We start from the raw sequence: 19648 nt of genomic DNA, 5'->3' as shown, positions 1-19648 counted from the left end.
GAGAAGCCCTTCTTGCTTGTTCGTAAGCCTTGCCGGTCAGATTTTCGGCAGGCCGGGCGGATTGGTCCGCGATTTGTCGAGGGCTTCCGGGCTGAGTTTCCAGCGTTCGAGCGACTGGGCATATTTCCCGTCGGCGATCAGTTCGTTGATTGCCGCGGTCAAACTATCGGCAATGCCGCTCCCCTTGCGCGTGGTGATGGCGACGTCGGCGATGAGCGGCCATCCGGCATTCACCGTTCCCACCAGTTTGATCTTGTGATCGATTGCAGCGCGGTAGGCCTGGGGCGCATTGGGATTGAATTCCGCATCGGCCCGGCCGGACTGGATGGCGAGCGCACTGACCGCATCATCGTCGTAATACTGCAGTTCCACGGGCTTCAGCCCTTTTGCCGCATTCTGCTTGTCCCATTCGAGCAGGATCTTTTCCTGAATGGTGCCCGAGCCCGTGATGATCCTGAGCCCGGCAATATCCTTTGGCTCCTTGATCGATGTGATCGGGCTATCGGCCTTGACGTAGAAACCATGCAGGCCGAGGCGGTAGGTGGAGAAATCGAATTTCTCCTTGCGCTGCTCGGTCACACCGACATTGGAAATGACAGCATCGAACTTTCCCGATTCCAGGCCGAGCGGCCAATCCGCCCAGGCAATCGGCACCAGTTCCAGTTTTCTGCCGAGAATATCGGCAATCAGCTGGGCGAAGTCCGGATCATAGCCGACGACGGTCTTGGCATCCGTTGCGTAGGTGCTGAGCGGCGGGTGCGCGACACTGATACCGACGGTCAGCGTATCGTCCCTGACGAATTTGAACGTCGCAGGAACGGTAGCAATGACCTTTTCGCTCTTTTCCGCCCGGATACGGCGGCTCTGGTCCGGGCTGAGGTCAAAACCTTCGGCGTGAACCATGGCGAGACCGGAAACGGTGGCGATAAGCACCGCGAGAGCGAAGGAGATGTGGGATGGGCGAAAATTCATGCTGCTTTCCTTGGATATGGACATGCCGGAGCGGGCGCTGGGTTAAAGAACCTTGGCGAGAAATTCGCTGGTGCGGGCATTCCTTGGCCGGTTCAGGACCTGCTCAGGCGCGCCTGTCTCAACAACCCTGCCGCCGTCCATGAAGATCACCGTGTCGGCCACTTCCCGGGCAAATCCGATCTCGTGGGTGACGATGATCAGGGTCGTGCCGGAGCGGGCCAGTTCCTTGATGACGTCCAGCACCTCGCCGACCAATTCGGGGTCGAGCGCGGATGTCGGCTCATCGAACAACAGGACCTTTGGCCTCAACGCCAGCGCCCGTGCAATCGCCACACGCTGTTGCTGCCCGCCGGACAGCTGGCGCGGATAGGCGTTGATCTTGTCGCCGAGACCGACACGGGCAAGCAGTTCCCGTGCGAGGCTAATGGCTTCCGGGCGGGTCAGCTGGCCGAGTGACACCGGCGCTTCAATGATATTCTCAAGAACGGTGAGATGCGGGAACAGGTTGAAGCTCTGGAACACCATGCCGATGTCGGCGCGGCGTTTGAGAATGTCCTTCTCCTTGAGCTCATAGAGTGTCCGGCCGCTTTTGCGATAACCGACCAGTTCGTTGTCCACGGTGATGAAACCGTCATCGACGCGTTCGAGATGGTTGATGGTGCGCAGCAGGGTGGACTTGCCGGAGCCGGACGGGCCAAGGATCGCGGTGACGCTGCCTGCCTTGATGTCGAGCCGGATATCGTCGAGCACCTTGAGCTGGCCAAAGCTCTTGGAAACACCCTGGATTTTTACCGATCCCGGCGTACGCCAACTGGCGAGAGGTATGCTGCGGTCGCTGGTTTTGACCGCGGCCGCATTTTGCAGGGAGGAGACGGGGACGCTCTGCGGGCGGGCGAGAATCGGGGCACCGAAGAGCCGGCGAAACAGTTTGCGGAAAATCGGGGCAGGAGGATTGCGCAGGGCACCTTTGGAGAAGTGCCGTTCGATATAGTGCTGGGCGACTGACAGCACGGTCATGATGATCAGGTACCAGACCGTTGCCACCATCAGCAACGGGATCACTTCGAGGTTGCGGCGATAGATCACCTGAACCGTGTAGAAGAGCTCCGGCAGCGCCAGCACATAGACCATGGATGTGCCTTTGGCCAAGCCGATGATCTCATTGAATCCGGTGGGCAGAATAGTGCGCATGGCCTGCGGCAGGACGATACGGAAGGCCTGCCGGCGCCGGGAAAGACCGAGCGCGGCGGCGGCTTCAAGCTGGCCCTGATCGACGGACAGGATACCACCGCGGATGATTTCAGAGGAGAAGGCTGCCTGATTGAGGCTGAGACCGATAAGCGCTGCTGCAAAGGGGCTGAGGATCGAAATGGTCGGATACTCGGCGAAGAGAATATCCGTATAGGGCACGCCGATGCGCACCGTCGCATAGAGATAGCCGAGATTGTTGAGGATCAGGAGCAGCACGATCAGGGGAATCGAGCGCAGAAGCCAGATATAGGCCCACGACAGACCCGACAGGAGAGGCGATTTCGACACGCGGGCCAGCGCTAGCGCTGTGCCCAGCGCGAAGCCGAGAATGGTTGCGAGTAGGGTCAGCAGCAGTGTGCGCGCCAGGCCAGCCAGAACGGGAGCCGAGAAGAACCATTCGGCAAAAACATTCCATCCCCATTTCGGATTGGTCAGAATGGATTGAAGCGTGACAGCAATGATCAGCGCAGCAAACAATGTTCCGAAGAAACGCGCGGGGTATCTCGCCTTCACAATCCTGTAGTGGGTGTAATCCTCGGTAGTGGCGGCGGGCGGCTGGACGGAATGTGTAGCCGAATAGTCTGCTGTAATCGCCATGCTTGCAAATTCCCCTGTACAACACTTTTCAGTCGAGCGAGCCCGTATCGGAAAACCTTCTGCGGGCCCGGATTTTACTCGACTGATTTAGTAGTGTTTAAGCGAAACAGTCAAAGACGGCGGACTGCGAAATCAGAGGGGTTAGAGAAGCATTGTTGCAAAGAACCGGACTTATTGAGCATGAAATCCCACGGTCCGGGCAATCGTGGCGCCGGTGAAATCAGCCGGCCTGGCGCAGAAGATCGCGGTCTGACGAAGCCGAAGCAGCAACCTTGGAAAGCTGTGCTGCCAATGCACTGATATCTTTCTCGAAGGGCAGATGCCGATAGACTTCCGGGTCGGCATTGACATCGAAAAGAGCGGTATATCCCGAACGCAGATACAGTTCCTTTGCCTCGGGCTGGCGGAAGCCGGTGGTCAGGTAAATCCGCGTATAACCCTGGCGCGCAGCCTGTTCTTCCAGTTCGGTCACAACCTTGCGTGCAAGGCCCTGCTGACGCAAATCCGTATGGGTCCAGATGCGTTTGAGTTCGGCTGTCTGCTCGTCATAACGTTTGAAGGCACCGCCGCCAATGGTCTGGCCATCGCGGATCAGGAGCAGAAAGGCACCATGGGGAGGTGCAAACAGTTCGGCCGGATACCGGCTCAGCTCGTTGCGGGCGGGTTCGCCGTAGAAGTTGCCGTAGCGTGTTTCATATTCAACGATCAGAGCTTCTATCAGCGGTTGGGAGCGTTCGTCGTTCGGTGTCGTGTAAACAAAAACATCAGTCATGATTGTCTCGCGTTCTTGTCAGATGGGCCTGTCGGAGGGATTCCTGGTGAGATAGGCTTCGGTCAGCTTCACCCAGTAACGGGCGGCTGACGGCAGAATCTCGTCATTGAAATTGTAGAGCGGGCTGTGCAGTGGAGCGCTGTCGCCGTTGCCGAGGAAAAGATAGCTTCCCGGTGTTTCCTGCAGCATGAAGGCAAAATCCTCGCTGGCGGAAATCGGCCGGAAATCCTTCTCGATCCGCGCATCGCCGAAGTGTTCAAGCGCCACGTTTCTGGCGAACGCCGTTTCATCGGCATGGTTGACCAGCACGGGATAGCCGCTGGGATATGCCACCTCGGCGACAGCGCCGTAGCTTTCGGCCTGCGCTTTCGCCAGCGTGGTGAGGCGGGATTTGATGGCTTCCCGCACTTCCTTGCGGAAGGTGCGCACCGTCAGTTCCAGCTCGACGCTGTCGGGTATGACGTTGGGGGCGATGCCTGCATGGATGGTGCCAACCGTAATCACCGCGGCATCAAGCGGATCGATATTGCGGGCGACAATGCTTTGCAGCGCCATGATGAAAGAGGCGCTGGCAACGACGGGATCAATGGTTTCCTGGGGGCGGGCGCCGTGGCCGCCCTTGCCGATGATCCGGACCGTGACCTTGTCGACCGAGGCCATGGCCGGGCCGGTGATGAACCCGAACTGGCCCGTGGGAACACCCGGCCAGTTATGCAGGCCGAAGACGGCGTCGCAGGGAAAGCGCTGGAACAGGCCGTCGCGAACCATGCTGCGGGCGCCGGCACCGCCTTCCTCGGCCGGCTGGAAGATGACGTTGAGGGTGCCGGAGAAGTCACGCGTTTCGGCGAGATAACGGGCGCTGGTCAGAAGGATGGTTGTGTGCCCGTCATGGCCGCAGGCATGCATTGTTCCGGGTATGGTGCTGGCATAGGGCAGGCCCGTCGCTTCGACGATCGGCAGGGCATCCATATCGGCGCGAATGCCGAGCCGTTTGGGGCCGTTGCCGTTCTGCAGGGTTCCGACAACACCTGTTTTGCCGACCCCCTCGGTGACCTGATAGCCCCAGTCGCGCAGCCGGTCGGCGACGAGCGCGCTGGTGCGGTGTTCGTTGTAACCCAGTTCGGGATTCCGGTGCAGGTCGTGGCGAAGAGCGACCATCTCATCGAGATAGCCGCTGATTCGTTCCTCAATCCTGTCTGTTGGCTCATCCATCAGAGTGCCGTCTCCCTGATGCGTTCCTTTGCGCCCTGATCAATCCTGGCATAGCGGCTTTCACGGAAGTGCAAGCCGAGGTTTTCGCGCAATGTCGTGCCGGGAAGCACCCTGTTGTGATAACCGCGCTCCTCAAGCAGCGGCAGTACATCGCGCGTGAAATCCTCAAGCCCTTCGGTCAGGATCTGGAAGCCGAGAATGAACCCGTCGGCCGCTTCGGTTTCGACCCAGCGGATGAGTTCGTCGGCGATCTTCTGCGGTGTGCCGGTGAAGGCATTGCGCGGCGTTGTGACTTCCAGCGCAACCTCGCGCAAGGTCTGGCCCTTTTCCCTGGCATTGCGCTTGATGCGGTCCGTGGTGGAGCGGAAATTGTTCTTGCCGATATCGCCGAGTTCCGGGAATGGCGCGTCAATGGGATAGGCGCTGAAATCATGATGGTCGAAGAAGCGCCCGAGATAGGCGAGCGCTTCGTCAACGGTCACCAGATCGCGGATGATACGGTACTTTGCCTCCGCTTCTTCATCGGTTGCACCGACGATCGGTGCGATGCCGGGGAAAATCAGGACATCGTCCGGCTTGCGGCCATGCGCGACCGCGCTCTGCTTGACCCGGCGATAGAAGGCCTGCGCTTCCTCGATCGGCACGTGATTGGTGAACACGCCGTTCGCATGCTTGCCGGCAAGGTCGATGCCGTCATCGGACGATCCGGCCTGGAAAATGACCGGCTGGCCCTGTTCGGAACGGCTGATGTTCAGCGGGCCCTCGGAGTTGAAGAACCGGCCATGATGGTTCAGGCGATGCAGCTTGGTCCTGTCGAAAAATTGACCCGTTTCGCGGTTGCGGACAAAAGCGTCATCATCCCATGAGTCCCACAGACCCTTGACCACCTCAAGATGCTCGTCTGCAATCTCATAGCGCAGGGCATGGTCGGGATGGTCGCGGCCGTAATTCTTGGCTGAACCTTCAAGCGGGGATGTCACGGCGTTCCAGCCGGCGCGGCCGTTGCTGATCTTGTCGATCGAACCGAACTGCCGGGCAACGGTGAAGGGATCGCTGTAGGAGGTTGAGACCGTGCCGACGAGGCCGAGTTTCGAGGTTGTTGCGGCCAGTGCCGACAGAATGGCAATCGGTTCGAAACGGTTGAGAAAATGCGGGATGGATTTTTCGTTGATGTAGAGCCCGTCGGCGACGAAGGCAAAGGCAATGCCTGCCTCCTCGGCTTTGCGGGCATTGCGGACAAAGAAATCGAAATTGACACTGGCATCAACAGGCGAACTCGGGTGTTTCCAGGAATTCATGTGGCCGCCGGCACCTTGCAGCATCACACCGAATGGAATGGGTCGCTTGGACATGGTTAAATCTCCTTGATCACGCGGCAGCGGCGAATTGCGCCTGGGCCAGTAGTTCGATGGATCTGAGGCGCTTTGCAGCGTCATTGATGGGGGTATCGATGATGAATTCCCCTATGCCGTAGCGGTCATGCAGCCGGTCGAGCTGATCAGAAACCGTGCGGGCCGCACCGCGCAGGACATTGGGCGTCTTTTTCTCGATCCGGTAACCGGCTGCACCTGCCTGGCGGGCATATTCTTCAGCCTGTTCGACGCTGCCGACGGTGACGCTCTGGCCGTTGTCCACATGCACCTTGAAGTGCTGGATATTGCCGGTCAGCCGGTCAGCCTCCGCATCCGTTTCGGCCGCCACGATCCCCACGGCAAGGAGAGGCGCACGGCCGTGCGCTGCCTTCCGGTACGCGTCCAGTGTCTCCTGCAAGATCGTTTCGTCGCCGTTGAGATGGCTGGCGAAGACAAAATCCCAGCCCTGGGAGGCGGCAAGCAGCGCGCTGTCGACGCTGGCGCCAAGCAGGAAGCGGTTGGCGGCGATGGCAGGGCGCGGCGTCGCCTGAACCCCGGCAAGCGGGTCATCCGCAGGCAGTCCTTGATCGAGAAAGGCGCTGAGCTGGGCGAGCTGGGCGGAAAAATCCTGCTTCTGCGTCCGCGGGATAACGCCTTGCAGGGCACGCGTCGAAAACGGCAGTCCGCCGGGGGCCTTGCCCACGCCGAGATCGACGCGGCCGGGTCCCAGTGCAGCCAGGACATTGAAATTTTCGGCCACCTTGTAGGGGCTATAGTGCTGCAGCATGACCCCGCCGGAGCCGACGCGGATGCGGCTTGTATTGGCCAGCAGAAAGGCGATCAGCACTTCCGGTGACGAGCTTGCCAGCGTTGGCGCATCATGGTGTTCAGCCACCCAGAACCGGTGGAAGCCCCACTGTTCCGCCTGGCGGGCAAGCGCAACCGTCCGCTTTAGCGCGGTGCTGGCCGTTTCGCCATCGTGGATCGGACTTTTATCGAGCAAACTCAGTGCATAGCCCATTTTGGGGTATGGCCTCCATGTGATTGAAGCCACGCATTGCCACAGGCAGCGCGGACTCCGTTTTCAGAGGCAATCAGATTTTATCGGATTTCGAGGCCCGTCAAAGAACGCTTTGCTAAAAATCGGCGGGCAAACTGTATTAATATTCCGCTCGCCGACGGCGTGGATTATCCCGGTGGTTTGCATGCGGGGCATCGGGTTTGTCGTTGAACGACTATTCGGCGATGGTCATTTTCCAGTAATCTGGAGCCTTAAATTGACCGTAACCGATGTACAATTTGCACGGCGGTGAGTCTGATGGGATGATCCTCCATATAATTCTCTAGATGGATATCGCGATATCTTAGATATCTATTGGTTGGATAATATCTTTCGGCGCATCAATGGAATGACGAAGGGACGCGGTCTAGAAGGCGGCCCTGAAAGTTTGAAACGGATCGGAACGGGAATATGCGCAGAAATTCAGTGGGACTGTGGGTATTCCTTATCAGTGCAGTCGCGGCAAGCGGCTATCTCTACAGTTGGCTGGTCTACAGTCAGGGGTACTTTTTAGGGGCGGTGTTTGCCCTCTCCATCTGTGCTCCGATCCTGGCGTTTGAACGCGGGCTCATCTTTCCGAAGTTGCGCGCCTGGATCAACACGCTGCCGACAGCGGGTTTTCTCGTCACCGCATTGATAGCCGATTATGTGCTGATCAGCATCGGCAATGCCGTTTGCGGGATAACGCTGTGGAGCTTCGGCTGGATTGACGGACCTTTCTGGCGTGTTGCAACGCTTTCGCCGCAGGTGCTGCTCTACACGCTTGCCGTCCTGACCGTCATGATTTTCATCCTGCGGGTGCGCGATCTTCTTGGCCGCGACATTTTTGCCAGTCTTCTGATGAGCCGCTACCGCCAGCCGGTGGCTGAAGAGCGGGTGTTCCTTTTCATCGATCTTGTCGGGTCGACCTCGTTTGCCGAAGAACATGGCGATCTGCGGGCCCAGCAGTTTCTTGGCGCGCTGTTTGCCGCCTTCGCCGAACCTGTCCGGCGTCACGGCGGAGCCATTGACGACTATGTCGGGGACGCGGCCATCATCACATGGCCCATTGAGCGCGGCATCAAGGATGCCAGCTGCGCGCGCTGTGTTTTTGATATTCTGGACAGTATCGAAAAGAATGCAAATCAATGGCTTGAGCGATTCGGGAGGGTGCCGCGCCTGCGTGCAGCCCTGCACGGGGGGCCGATCATCACGGCCGAGATCGGGGTGGATCACCACAAGATCACCTATTTCGGCGATACGGTGAATACGACAGCGCGGCTGGAGAGCCTCTGCCGCACATTGGCCGCGCCGGTTTTGATCTCCAGCGAATTGGCACAGAGGATGAGTTTCTCCAATGAAATCAAGGCAAATTACCTTGGAATGCATGGCGTCAAGGGCAGGGGGCAGGCGCTTGGGGTGATTGCCCTGACCCGCTGACAGCGGGTACTCCTTGTTGAAGTATCCTCATTCAGACAATTTCTGTCCACAAAGCGGCAAATCGGCCATTTGCACGATGACAGGCAGAGGCCGTTGCGCTATGGTCCGGCCTGTCGAGGGCTTCGGCCCTGTCAGTTTGCGGGAGAGTGTCGTGCATGGAAATGTGCAGGCCACCGAAGGGGAAATCGCCCGAAATCTCTCAGGTACCAGGAACCGCAAACCGGGAAGGCAACTCTGGAAAGTCGGGGGAAACTCCGCGCCGAAGGTGTAAGTTCAGTCAGGGGTCCTGATTGAGCGAGTCTCTCAGGCTTCCGACAGAGGGGCAAAGAAATGTTCCGTCGTGTGGCGGAGGTCTTTGCACGTCTCTGGAGTAAAAATGGGCACTGAAGATAATCTGAAACAATTGCCGCTTGACGATCTGCACAAGGCTGCGAATGCGCGCTTTGGCGGTTTTGCCGGCTGGTCGATGCCAATCACCTATCCGCTCGGTGTGATGAAGGAACACCTTCACACGCGCGAGAAGGCCGGGCTTTTCGACATTTCGCATATGCAGCTCTTTGATGTTGCCGGGCCACAGGCCGCGGCACTCTTGTCACGCGCATGCCCGCTTGATGCGTCTGCGCTGCAGACGGGTCAGTCGAAATACACCTTCTTTCTCAATGACAAGGCAGGCATCCTCGATGACCTGATCGTCACGCGTCTCGGCGATGAGCATTTCATGGTCGTTGCCAATGCCGGAAATGCGGCGGCGGACGAAGCGCATCTGCGCGGTGTCGCCAAGGGTTTCGACTGCAAGATCGATGCGCTGGATCGTGTGTTCCTGGCCATCCAGGGGCCGCAGGCCGTGAATGTGTTGCGCGATGCCGGTATTGCCGGAACTGACCTTGCTTTCATGAACGGATTTGAGCCGAAGCCGGGCTGGTTCATGAGCCGCTCCGGCTACACCGGCGAGGACGGTTTTGAGATCGGCCTGCCGGAAGCCGATGCCCGTGTGCTTGTCGAAAAGCTTTTCGCCGACGAGCGTGTTGCCTGGATCGGGCTTGCCGCCCGCGACAGTTTGCGTCTCGAAGCAGGCCTGTGCCTGCACGGCCATGACATAACGCCGGACTATGATCCGGTGGATGCCGGACTGCTCTGGGCCATTGCCAAGCCGGTACGCGAGACGGCGGGCTTTATCGGCGCCGCGGCCCTTCTCGCCAAAATCGCAACAGGATCCACCAAGAAGCGCGTCGGCTTGAAGCCCGATGGCCGGCAGCCGGTGCGCACCGATGCCGAACTCTTCGATGCCGACGGCAACAAGGTCGGGCTGGTCACCTCGGGCGGTTTCGGACCCTCGGCGGGTTTCCCCGTTGCCATGGGGTATGTCAGCAAGGAGCTGTCCGCGCTGGGCTCCAAGGTTTTCGCCGAGGTGCGGGGTAACCGCGTCCCGGTCGATATTCATTCACTTCCCTTCACTCCACATCGCTACCACAAAGGATAATTGAGATGGCAGCCACTTACTTTACCGAAGATCACGAATGGGTCCGCGTCGAGAATGACATTGCGACGGTCGGCATTACCGATCACGCGCAGGATCAGCTCGGCGATCTGGTTTTTGTCCAGTTGCCGGACGTCGGTCAATCCTTGTCCAAGGGCGATGCCACGGTTGTGGTTGAATCCGTCAAGGCGGCATCGGACGTCTATGCGCCGCTCGATGGCGAAGTGACGGAAGTGAACGATGCAACCGCAAGCGATCCGTCTCTGGTCAATTCGGCCGCCGCAAGCGACGGCTGGCTATGGAAGATGAAGCTGTCCAATCCGGATCAGCTGACCGGCCTTCTCGACGAGGCAGGCTACAAAGCAATCATTGGCTGAAGGCATGATGATGAAAGACACCATATTCCCGTTCGCTGACCGTCACATCGGTCCGAGCACACAGGGCTCCCGCGCCATGCTGGCCGCTCTTGGCATTCCGTCGCTGGAAACCTTGATTGCGCAGGCTGTGCCGAAATCCATCCGGCTTGAACGGCCACTCGACATTCCCGAGGCCGCCACTGAATCGGAAGCTCTGGCCGAGCTTGCTGCCAAGATGAGCCAGAACAAGACCCACAAGAGCTTTATCGGGCAGGGCTATCACGGCACCCATGTGCCCGCCGTCATCCTGCGCAATCTGTTTGAAAATCCGGCCTGGTATACTGCCTATACACCGTATCAGTCGGAAATCAGCCAGGGTCGCCTTGAGCTGCTGTTCCACTTCCAGACGCTGGTAACGGAGCTGACCGGTTTGCCGGTTGCATCCGCGTCGCTCCTGGACGAGGCGACGGCCGTTGCAGAAGCCGTCGGCATTGCCTATCGCCATCATCGTGAGAAGCGCACCCGCATCGTGATTGCCGGTGCCCTGCATCCGCAGACCGTCGATGTGGTCAAGACCCGCGCCGAGCCGCTGGGCATGACCGTGGATGAAGGCGAGATCAACGTCAGCGTTGCAGCGATCATCGTTCCATGGCCGGACACATTCGGTGTCTATGGCGACCATGCTTCGGTCATTCAAGCAGCCAAGGCCGCTGGTGCGCTGGTGATCGCCGTGGCCGATCCGCTGGCCCTGACGATCACGGCGCCGCCTGCCAAGGCCGGTGTCGATATCGCTGCCGGTTCCATGCAGCGCTTTGGCGTGCCGATCGGTTATGGCGGCCCGCACGCCGCCTATCTCGCCGTCAGCGAAACGCTGACGCGGCTCATTCCGGGCCGTCTGGTTGGCCAGTCCGTCGACAGCAAGGGACGGGCAGGTTATCGCCTCGCCTTGCAGACGCGCGAGCAGCATATCCGCCGCGACAAGGCGACATCGAACATCTGCACCGCGCAGGCGCTGCTGGCCAATATGGCGGTGTCCTATGCCATCTGGCATGGCCCGCAGGGGCTTCAGGCCATCGCCCGCCGCGTGCATGCCCAGGCAGCCCGTCTGGCCGCTGCGCTGACAGGGGCGGGCCTTTCCATCGCTGGATCGCAGTTCTTTGATACGGTTACGGTCACTGCTCCCGGCAAAGCTGCCGCCATTGCAGCGCAAGCCGAAAAGGGTGGACGTCTGCTGCGCGTTGTTGATCAGGACCGCCTCGGCATCACGGTGGATGAAACGACATCGGAAGAGGACCTGAAAGCACTCAGTGCGCTTTTCGGTGCCAATCTGCCTGCGGAAGCAAAGGCAACATTACCCGGCGAAAGGCAGGCCGAGGGTTTCATGACCCAGGCCGTTTTCCATCAGCAGCGCTCGGAAACCGAAATGATGCGTTTCCTGCGCCGTCTGGCGGACAAGGATCTGGCGCTCGACCGCGCCATGATCCCGCTCGGCTCGTGCACGATGAAGCTCAACGCCGCTGCCGAAATGCTTCCGGTCAGCTGGAACAGCGTTGCCAATGTGCATCCGTTTGCTCCTGCCGGCCATGCCCTTGGCTACAAGGCGATGACCGACGATCTGGAAGCCTGGCTGTCCGAGATCACCGGCTTTGACGCGGTTTCACTGCAGCCCAACGCCGGCAGCCAGGGTGAATATGCCGGTCTCCTGGCCATTCGCCGCTATCATCTGGATCGGGGCGATGCGCATCGTGATATCTGCCTTATCCCGGAATCAGCGCATGGCACCAATCCGGCCAGTGCCCATATGGCTGGCATGCGTGTGGTGGTCGTGGCGTGTGAAGAGGCTGGCGATATCGATCTTGAGGACCTCAAGGCAAAGGCCGAGCAGCACAGCGCCAATCTCGCAGCGCTGATGATCACCTACCCCTCGACCCATGGTGTGTTCGAAGAAGGTGTCAAGGATATCTGCACGGTCATTCACCAGCATGGCGGTCAGGTCTATTTCGATGGTGCCAACCTCAATGCGCTGGTTGGGCTTGCCCGTCCCGGCGATATCGGTGCCGATGTCTGCCATATGAACCTGCACAAGACCTTCTGCATTCCCCATGGCGGCGGCGGGCCAGGTGTTGGTCCGATCGGCGTGAAGAAGCATCTTGCTCCATTCCTGCCCGGCCATGTGGCCAAGGGATCGCAGCATGCGGTTTCAGCGGCCCCATTCGGCAGCGCCTCCATTCTTCCCATCACATGGATGTATATCCGCATGATGGGCGGAGCTGGCCTCAAGCGTGCAACCGAGATGGCTATTCTCAACGCCAACTACATCGCGGAGCGGCTGAAGGGACACTATCCCGTTCTGTTCACCGGACAGAACGGCCGCGTGGCGCATGAGTGCATTCTCGATACCCGCGTGCTGAAGGACAGTGCCGGGATCAGCGTCGAGGATATCGCCAAGCGTCTCATCGATTACGGTTTCCATGCTCCGACCATGTCCTGGCCGATTGCCGGTACGCTGATGGTCGAGCCGACGGAATCGGAATCCAAGCGCGAGATCGACCGCTTCTGTGATGCAATGATCCTCATTGCCGGGGAAGCGGAGAAGGTTGCCAGTGGCGTCTGGCCGCGTGACGACAATCCTCTGGTCAATGCACCGCACCCATCCGGGGATGTGCTGGCCGATGACTGGTCGCATCCCTATACCCGCAGGGAAGCCAGTCTGCCGGCAGGCGAGAGCGAAGAGAACCCGAAATACTGGCCGCCGGTGTCGCGTATCGACAATGTCGCCGGGGATCGCAATCTCGTCTGCGCCTGCCCGCCCATGCAGGCCTATAGCTAAGACAAAGCGCCCCTTCCGGATCATCCGGGAGGGGCTTTTTACCAGTTCGGCGTGAGACTCAGAGCTTCGCCGGCATCATCGTCAGGCACGGGATCGAGTTCGGGCGCCAATTGGCGCAATGCCAGGGGAAGTGCCTGCAGGTCATTTGCCTCGAAGGACAGGTGCGGCAGCCTTGTCCGGATTAGTCCGGCAACGGTTCTGGCCTGCAACTCATCGCGTACGCGTTTGGCAGCATCGCGGTCGCTACGGCGCGACAACCACAGCTTGTGCAAGGCGAAGGCACGCGGATCAGGGCAGGTATAGTCCAGCGGATAGCCTTTTTCGTCGATGACAACAGTCGAGATTTTCGGACTGTTGACCAGCCACGTCAGGCCTTCGATTTCGATTGCCTGCAGGTCCTCTTCATCGGCGCTGAACCGGGTTTTCTCCCGCGTCGACATGCGGTCCTTCGGCGTCGGCTTGATCAGATCGACGAGAAAGCCGTCGCGGTTGGCGGCGCGATACCCATTTCTCGCCAGTGGCGCAAACGAATGATCGATTTTTTGCAGAAGCCCGATCAAACCCTTGTGGGAAAAATCCTTGCTGATCAGCCGCAGGCTGAACCGGGAGTCGAACAACAGGTCGACATCCTGTGTCGATAAAAGCCCGCCGGTGATCTGGACACCGGCCATGCGTTCATAGGCAAAAAGCGCATTGGTGCCGACGACATCGACCGCCGTGCCGATCAACCCCGATTTCCCGAGCGCGCGGATGATGCGTGCCGTCAGAAGCGGTACCCGGCCCAGCGCCATGGCCCGGTTGACAGGGGCAAGTTCATCCAATCGCCTTGCCAGGCGGGAAACACGGGTCTTGGCGTTTTCGCGACCCGTATGAAACTGCCCGAAGATCGCTTCCGTTTCGGCCGAGCGAGGGCCAAGGGATTTCCAGATGCCCTGTGTTTTTTTGTAGAGATAGTTCTTGCCGTTCGTGCTTTTCTTCCACGACATCGACCCGGAAAAACGCTGTTCATACTCCTTCAGGCTGGTCCGGTAGACATCATAGGCCTGTTCCGTATCAATGAGCTGGCGTATCTGATCTGAAGATAATTCTCTGAATTTACTCATCTTATCCCCAAACCTTGCATTAATGGCAGCAAGAGGGATAATACACCGATACAACTAAATTAGAAAGTTGATATGCAAAGGATTATCCCTATATCTTCATTATTCCGTTGAAATGGGGATAATCCTTTGCTCTTCAATAACTAACGTGAGTTGAGTGCGCCGGTGTCAATCGCAGTTCCCTGCAGTGCTGTTTGCCCGTTGCAGGTATGGGGTGTTTGCCTGTTAAAGTAGAGACAGTGCAACCGGCAAAACAGTCAAAGAGGTTCCATGTTCGATCTGAAAGTCACCAATGCAACCTTGCCTGACGGCCGTACGGCTATCGATATCGGCGTGCAATCGGGCCGCATTGTTGCGGTTGGCGTCAATCTGGTCGGGGAGGCGGGGGAGACGATCGATGCCGGCGGTCTTCTGGTTTCGCCCCCCTTTGTCGATAGTCACTTTCATATGGATGCAACGCTGTCGCTCGGCCAGCCGCGCCTCAATGACAGCGGGCTGCTGCTCGATGGAATCCAGATATGGGGTGAATTGAAACCGCTTCTCACCCATGAAGCGGTGGTTGAGCGCGCTCTGCGCTATTGCGATCTGGCGGTCTCACAGGGGCTGCTGGCAATCCGGACTCACGTGGATATCTGCGATGAGCGCCTGCTGGGTGTCGAAGCCCTCCTTGAGGTCAGGAAAAAGGTCGCGCCCTATATCGACCTGCAACTGGTGGCTTTCCCGCAGGATGGTTATTACCGCTATCCGGGTGCGGTCGATCTGCTCAAGCGGGCGCTTGATCGCGGCGTCGATGTGGTTGGCGGCATTCCGCATTTCGAGCGCACCATGGCCGATGGCACGGCCAGCGTCAAAGCGCTCTGCGAGATTGCGGCGGATCGCGGCCTGATGATCGATCTGCATTGTGACGAGACCGACGATCCGCTGTCACGGCATATCGAAACACTGGCCTATGAAACCCGGCGCCTTGGTCTTGGCGGCCGTTCGACAGGCTCGCATCTGACCTCCATGCATTCGATGGACAATTACTATGTCAGCAAGCTTCTACCGTTGATTGCAGAGGCTGGCGTGGCCGCGATTGCCAATCCACTGATCAATATCGGCATTCAGGGCCGTCACGACACCTATCCGAAACGCCGCGGCATGACCCGGGTTCCGGAGCTTCTGGCCCATGGTGTTACCGTTGCCTTCGGCCATGACTGCGTGATGGATCCCTGGTACTCGCTGGGTCAGGCCGACATGCTTGACGTCGCCAGCATGGGGTTGCACGTGGCGCAGATGACGAGCCGCAGCGCCATGAACCAGTGTTTTGCTGCGGTTACCACGGCGCCTGCCAGGATTCTCAATCTGGAAAATTATGGTCTCGAGGTCGGCTGCAAGGCGGATATGGTGCTGCTGCAGGCTGCCGATGCAATCGAAGCCATCCGGCTCAAGGCGACGCGGCTGGTGGTCATCAAGGCGGGCAAGGTCATCGCACGCACGCCAAAACGGATCAGTACGCTTGCTTTGGCCGGGCGTCCTGATGTGGTCGATGCTGCCCGCTATGCCCCATCATTCGCGAGAGTAATGTGAGTTCCATAAGATAGATTACGCGATCTTTATCCAGCAATTGAGTAGATTCAATTTTCATCGGACACCCCTGGAAAAGGGCCGGACCACTGGGTCCGGCCAAGTTGTGAAGGTCCTAGACCTTCTCCCTGGGGTGGGGGATGCCAGCACCCAAGAGGAGTGTGCTGGCATGTCTTCAGTAATGCCCTGCTCAAACACTTGCAACCCGATTATCTCGAGCGCAGATTTTGTTTCAACAGAATGCGTTCTATTGAGACAAAATCTGCTCTGGCATTGTTGGTTTGAAGTCCTGCTGCTTGCCAGTTCCTCGCAGCAGGTCCATTATTTGTTGGGGAGCCCAGTCCGCGGGATATAACCAGCGACAGGATCGCACATCCAGCTTCCCGCGAGGTCACATCGATGAACTGCACGAGTTGCGGTTTTGACGTTCAAAGTAGTTTTGCGTTTTGCCCAAAATGTGGCGCGAAGCAAGCCAGTGTGTGCCCCAGCTGCAAATATCTGTGCCCGCCCGACTTCCTCTTCTGCCCAAAATGTGGGACGCAGATCGCCGATGCGCCGGCAGTCAGTGGCCCGCAAAAGCCGGGAGAGATGCCGGGGCAAGCTCCCCTGCCCGTTCCGATCAAACCCGAGACCGGTGCAGATCGGCGCACCGTAACTGTGTTGTTTGCCGATCTCTGCGGTTTTACCACGTTGAGCGAACGGCTTGATCCGGAAGTAATGCAAACACTCCAGAACGAACTTTTCGAGGAACTGACGGCGGCGGTTCAGGGCTTCGGCGGCTTTGTCGACAAGTTCATCGGCGATGCGCTGCTCGCATTGTTCGGGGCTCCGGTCGCGCATGAAGACGACCCTGAGCGGGCACTTCGCGCGGCGCTGGACATGGCTGACCGGGCCGCAGCGGTGGGAAAGCGCTGGCAAACCCGCACCGGTTCGCCTCTCATTCTGCACGTTGGCATTAATACGGGGCCGGTTGTTACCGGCGGTTTCGGCGCGGGCAGCGCCAAATCCTATTCGGTGACAGGCGATACGGTCAACAGCGCACAGCGGCTGCAGTCAATGGCGAAACCGGGCGAGATCCTAGCAGGACCTTTGACCTACCGGCTTACACGCCATGCCTTTGCTTATGATTCACTGGGTGATCAGGCCCTGCGCGGCAAGGTTGGCAGTATTCCCGTGCACCGGCTGGTGGGCGTTCTCGAGGCGCCGCGCACCGCACGGGGCCTTGAAACGCTTGGCTTGAGTGCACCGCTGGTCGGACGTGAAAAGGAACTTGACCGCATGCTTGGCTGTCTCGACCTGGCATATGCTGGCCGGGCCCAACTGGTGCGCCTGATCGGTGAGGCAGGCATTGGAAAATCACGCCTGACGGAAGAGTTTCTCGCTGGCATGCGTGACGAAGTCCGGTTCGCCGATGTCGTGGTCCGGCGCGCCATCTGTTCGCCGCTCGGTGAGCCGTCATATGGAACGCTTGCCGCTGTATTGCGCAGCGCCTATGAAATCAGCGCCAACGATTCACCGGAGAAAACAAAAGAGCTGCTTGCGGCCGGGCTGAGCGAACTTGGTCTCGCCCCCGGCGACGTCAAGCAGTTGATGCCGCTCCTGCTTTACGTGATGGGCCTTGGCGAATCCGATGGTGTGCTGCGTCAGGTCGGGCCTGAGCAGTTGCGCCGGCAGATATTCTACGCAATCCGCACCATTTTCGAGCAGCGTCTGGCGCACTCGCCCCTGTTGCTCGTCGTCGAAGACCTTCACTGGGCTGATGCCGCCTCGCTTGAGGCATTGCGCTTTCTGATGGACCGTCTGGAGCGCAGCCGCTTCATGCTGCTGACAACGCATCGGCCTGCGTTTGATACGGATATGCTCGATTCAAGCCGCATCAGCCTGACGGCGCTGCGCCTTCCCCCTTTGCATGCCAATGACGGCCGGAAACTGCTCACTGCCTTCTTCGGTCACGGCCCCAATGGATTGCCTGCCGATCTGTGCAACCGCATTCTCGACCGTGCCAACGGCAATCCGCTGTTTATCGAGGAAATCGTGCGGCATTTCATTGAAGTTGGCGCCGTGCACAGGGACAAACGGCATTGGCGGGTTGCGAACAGGGAGGCTGCAGCCGATATTCCCGCCGGTATACAGGCAATGTTGCTCGCCCGAATGGACAGGCTGCCGCCGGACGTGCGCAGATTGGCTCAGGAAGCTGCCGTCATTGGGCCCCGTTTTGATACAAAGCTCTTGAAGACCATTTCGGCTGCTCCGGCACGTGTGGAAGCGGGGGTCGATCTTCTTTGCGATGCTGAAATCATCGAGGAAATTCCTGGCGCAAACCCGATATCGGCACCAGCTTACCGTTTCACGCAGACGCTGCTTCATGACGTGATTTATCACAATCTCCTGTTGCAACGGCGCATCGAAATGCATGCGCTCATTGGCGATACACTGGAGCGGTTGTATGGGGACGACCCGGAACGTCTCGAAGATCTGGCAATGTTGGGCCATCACTTCAGCCAAACCGCAGCCAGAATGAAAGGCGCGCGCTATCTGACGGCGGCGGGCGACCGGGCGCGCAAGACCTACGCCAATGATGACGCGCTCCGTTTCTACAGGCAGGCACTGGATGCCCTGTCGACCGCTGGCGATGAGGGACGGGAATCGCTGCTCCTGCGCGAACGCATTGCCGATCTTAGCGGGCCTGCCGGTCAGCGCGATGTGGCTGACGAACAGTACCAGACCGTCCTTGACGTTCATCGGTCCACGGGGGATCTCGCGGCTACCGCAAGAATATTGCGCAAGCTTGGGCGATTGCTTTGGGACACCGGCAAGCGCGAGCAGGCCGAGGCACGCTATGCCGAGGCAGCAGCACTGCTTGAAGGAATGAGTCCGCTGATTGAACACGCGCATCTTTCGCAGGAACGCGGCCACCTTGCGTTTCGCACCGGCGACCACGCTGCTGCCGTGGGGTGGGCTGATAAGGCCTTGCACTATGCTCAAACCCTGGCGTCCGAAACCGGCGTCGAAAGTGAGATCGAAACGGCGCGGGTCACTGCGGAAGCGCTCAACACCAAGGGGGTGGCGCTCGCACGGCTTGGCCGGAGCCAGGAGGCGCTGAGCGAGGTAGAGCGAAGTGTCAAGGTCGCAGAAGATGCCGGCCTTTTCAGTGCTGCCTGTCGCGGCTACACCAATCTTTCGGTGCTCTATACGATGGTCAACCCGGAGCGCGCGATCCAGGTGTGCCAGCGCGGGCTGGCTGTGGCGCGCCGCATCGGCGACCTGGGCTTTCAAGCGCGTCTCCTTGCCAATCTTGCCGTGGCCTACTGCACCTTCACCGACCGGTGTGTCAGCGAAGGCGTGCCTGCGGTCGAAAAGGCGATCGAGATCGATCGTGCGCTCGATCAGCGTGATCACCTCGCCGTTCCCCTCGTCGTGCTTGGACAAATTCATCAGTGCCATGATCAACCGGAACTGGCGCGTGAATGCTACAATGAAGCCCTTGAGGTGGCGCGCGAAATCGGTGAACCACAATTGCTGTTTCCGTGTTATGATGGGCTGGCGACGCTCAATCTCGACCTCGATGATTTGGCCGAGGCGGAACGATATTTCGCCATGGCGCAAGAGGTCTGCGTCCAACATGGGCTCGACCCTGAAGCGCTGGTTGTACTGCCATTTCTTGACTAGCCGCGTGGAAGGGGA

At 59.1% G+C, this 19648-nt stretch carries 13 protein-coding genes and 1 riboswitch; of the genes, 6 read left to right on the top strand and 7 right to left on the bottom strand.

Annotated elements, in window-relative coordinates:
* Positions 1-36: 36 nt before the first annotated feature.
* The 6 genes from ACTJJ7_RS24845 to ACTJJ7_RS24820 form a co-directional block, all read right to left on the bottom strand.
* Positions 37-972: an ABC transporter substrate-binding protein gene (locus ACTJJ7_RS24845; RefSeq protein WP_440969157.1), complete on the bottom strand. Its 936-nt coding sequence runs from the start codon at positions 970-972 to the stop codon at positions 37-39.
* 42 nt (positions 973-1014) lie between these two features.
* The gene (locus tag ACTJJ7_RS24840; protein WP_440969156.1) at positions 1015-2820 is read right to left on the bottom strand and encodes an amino acid ABC transporter permease/ATP-binding protein; all 1806 of its coding nucleotides are present in this window, start codon (positions 2818-2820) and stop codon (positions 1015-1017) included.
* Positions 2821-3040: 220 nt separating this feature from the next.
* The gene (locus tag ACTJJ7_RS24835; protein WP_440969155.1) at positions 3041-3592 is read right to left on the bottom strand and encodes a GNAT family N-acetyltransferase; all 552 of its coding nucleotides are present in this window, start codon (positions 3590-3592) and stop codon (positions 3041-3043) included.
* Between the two features lie 18 nt (positions 3593-3610).
* On the bottom strand, positions 3611-4804 hold the full coding sequence (locus ACTJJ7_RS24830; RefSeq protein ID WP_440969154.1) for a M20 aminoacylase family protein: 1194 nt from the start codon (positions 4802-4804) through the stop codon (positions 3611-3613).
* Positions 4804-6156, bottom strand: coding sequence for an LLM class flavin-dependent oxidoreductase (locus tag ACTJJ7_RS24825; RefSeq protein WP_440969153.1), 1353 nt, complete (start codon positions 6154-6156; stop codon positions 4804-4806). Before ACTJJ7_RS24825 ends, ACTJJ7_RS24830 begins: the two co-directional genes overlap by 1 nt.
* 16 nt (positions 6157-6172) lie before the next feature.
* Complete coding sequence (locus ACTJJ7_RS24820; RefSeq protein ID WP_440969152.1) at positions 6173-7177, bottom strand: LLM class flavin-dependent oxidoreductase; 1005 nt, start codon at positions 7175-7177, stop codon at positions 6173-6175.
* 450 nt (positions 7178-7627) lie between these two features.
* On the opposite strand from ACTJJ7_RS24820, the gene ACTJJ7_RS24815 reads away from it, so the two are divergent.
* From ACTJJ7_RS24815 to gcvP, 4 genes are all read left to right on the top strand, one after another.
* The gene (locus ACTJJ7_RS24815) at positions 7628-8635 is read left to right on the top strand and encodes an adenylate/guanylate cyclase domain-containing protein (protein WP_105738201.1); all 1008 of its coding nucleotides are present in this window, start codon (positions 7628-7630) and stop codon (positions 8633-8635) included.
* A 129-nt stretch (positions 8636-8764) separates the two neighbouring features.
* Positions 8765-8861: riboswitch (glycine riboswitch) on the top strand.
* 150 nt (positions 8862-9011) lie between these two features.
* Entirely contained in the window at positions 9012-10115 is a 1104-nt protein-coding gene (gcvT, locus tag ACTJJ7_RS24810; protein ID WP_130273148.1) for a glycine cleavage system aminomethyltransferase GcvT, read from the top strand.
* On the top strand, positions 10112-10489 hold the full coding sequence (gene gcvH / locus ACTJJ7_RS24805) for a glycine cleavage system protein GcvH (RefSeq protein ID WP_182552720.1): 378 nt from the start codon (positions 10112-10114) through the stop codon (positions 10487-10489). The genes gcvT and gcvH overlap by 4 nt, the downstream gene beginning before the upstream one ends.
* A gap of 10 nt (positions 10490-10499) precedes the next feature.
* On the top strand, positions 10500-13298 hold the full coding sequence (gcvP, locus tag ACTJJ7_RS24800; protein WP_440969151.1) for an aminomethyl-transferring glycine dehydrogenase: 2799 nt from the start codon (positions 10500-10502) through the stop codon (positions 13296-13298).
* 38 nt (positions 13299-13336) lie between these two features.
* On the opposite strand, the gene ACTJJ7_RS24795 is transcribed toward gcvP, so the two are convergent.
* Entirely contained in the window at positions 13337-14401 is a 1065-nt protein-coding gene (locus ACTJJ7_RS24795; RefSeq protein WP_440969150.1) for a GSU2403 family nucleotidyltransferase fold protein, read from the bottom strand.
* A 267-nt stretch (positions 14402-14668) separates the two neighbouring features.
* Between ACTJJ7_RS24795 and ACTJJ7_RS24790 the strand changes: the two genes are divergently transcribed.
* On the top strand, positions 14669-15967 hold the full coding sequence (locus ACTJJ7_RS24790) for an amidohydrolase family protein (RefSeq protein WP_440969149.1): 1299 nt from the start codon (positions 14669-14671) through the stop codon (positions 15965-15967).
* Between the two features lie 396 nt (positions 15968-16363).
* Positions 16364-19633 carry an adenylate/guanylate cyclase domain-containing protein gene (locus tag ACTJJ7_RS24785; protein ID WP_440969148.1) on the top strand — a complete coding sequence of 1090 codons (3270 nt, stop codon included), beginning with the start codon at positions 16364-16366 and terminating at the stop codon, positions 19631-19633.
* The last annotated feature ends 15 nt before the right edge of the window (positions 19634-19648 follow it).

Origin of the sequence: Phyllobacterium sp. 22229, from assembly GCF_052056495.1 — a bacterium.
Classification (GTDB): Bacteria; Pseudomonadota; Alphaproteobacteria; order Rhizobiales; family Rhizobiaceae; genus Phyllobacterium; species Phyllobacterium myrsinacearum.
Note: the sequence above shows the minus strand (reverse complement) of the source record. Positions and strands in the feature narration are given on the sequence as shown.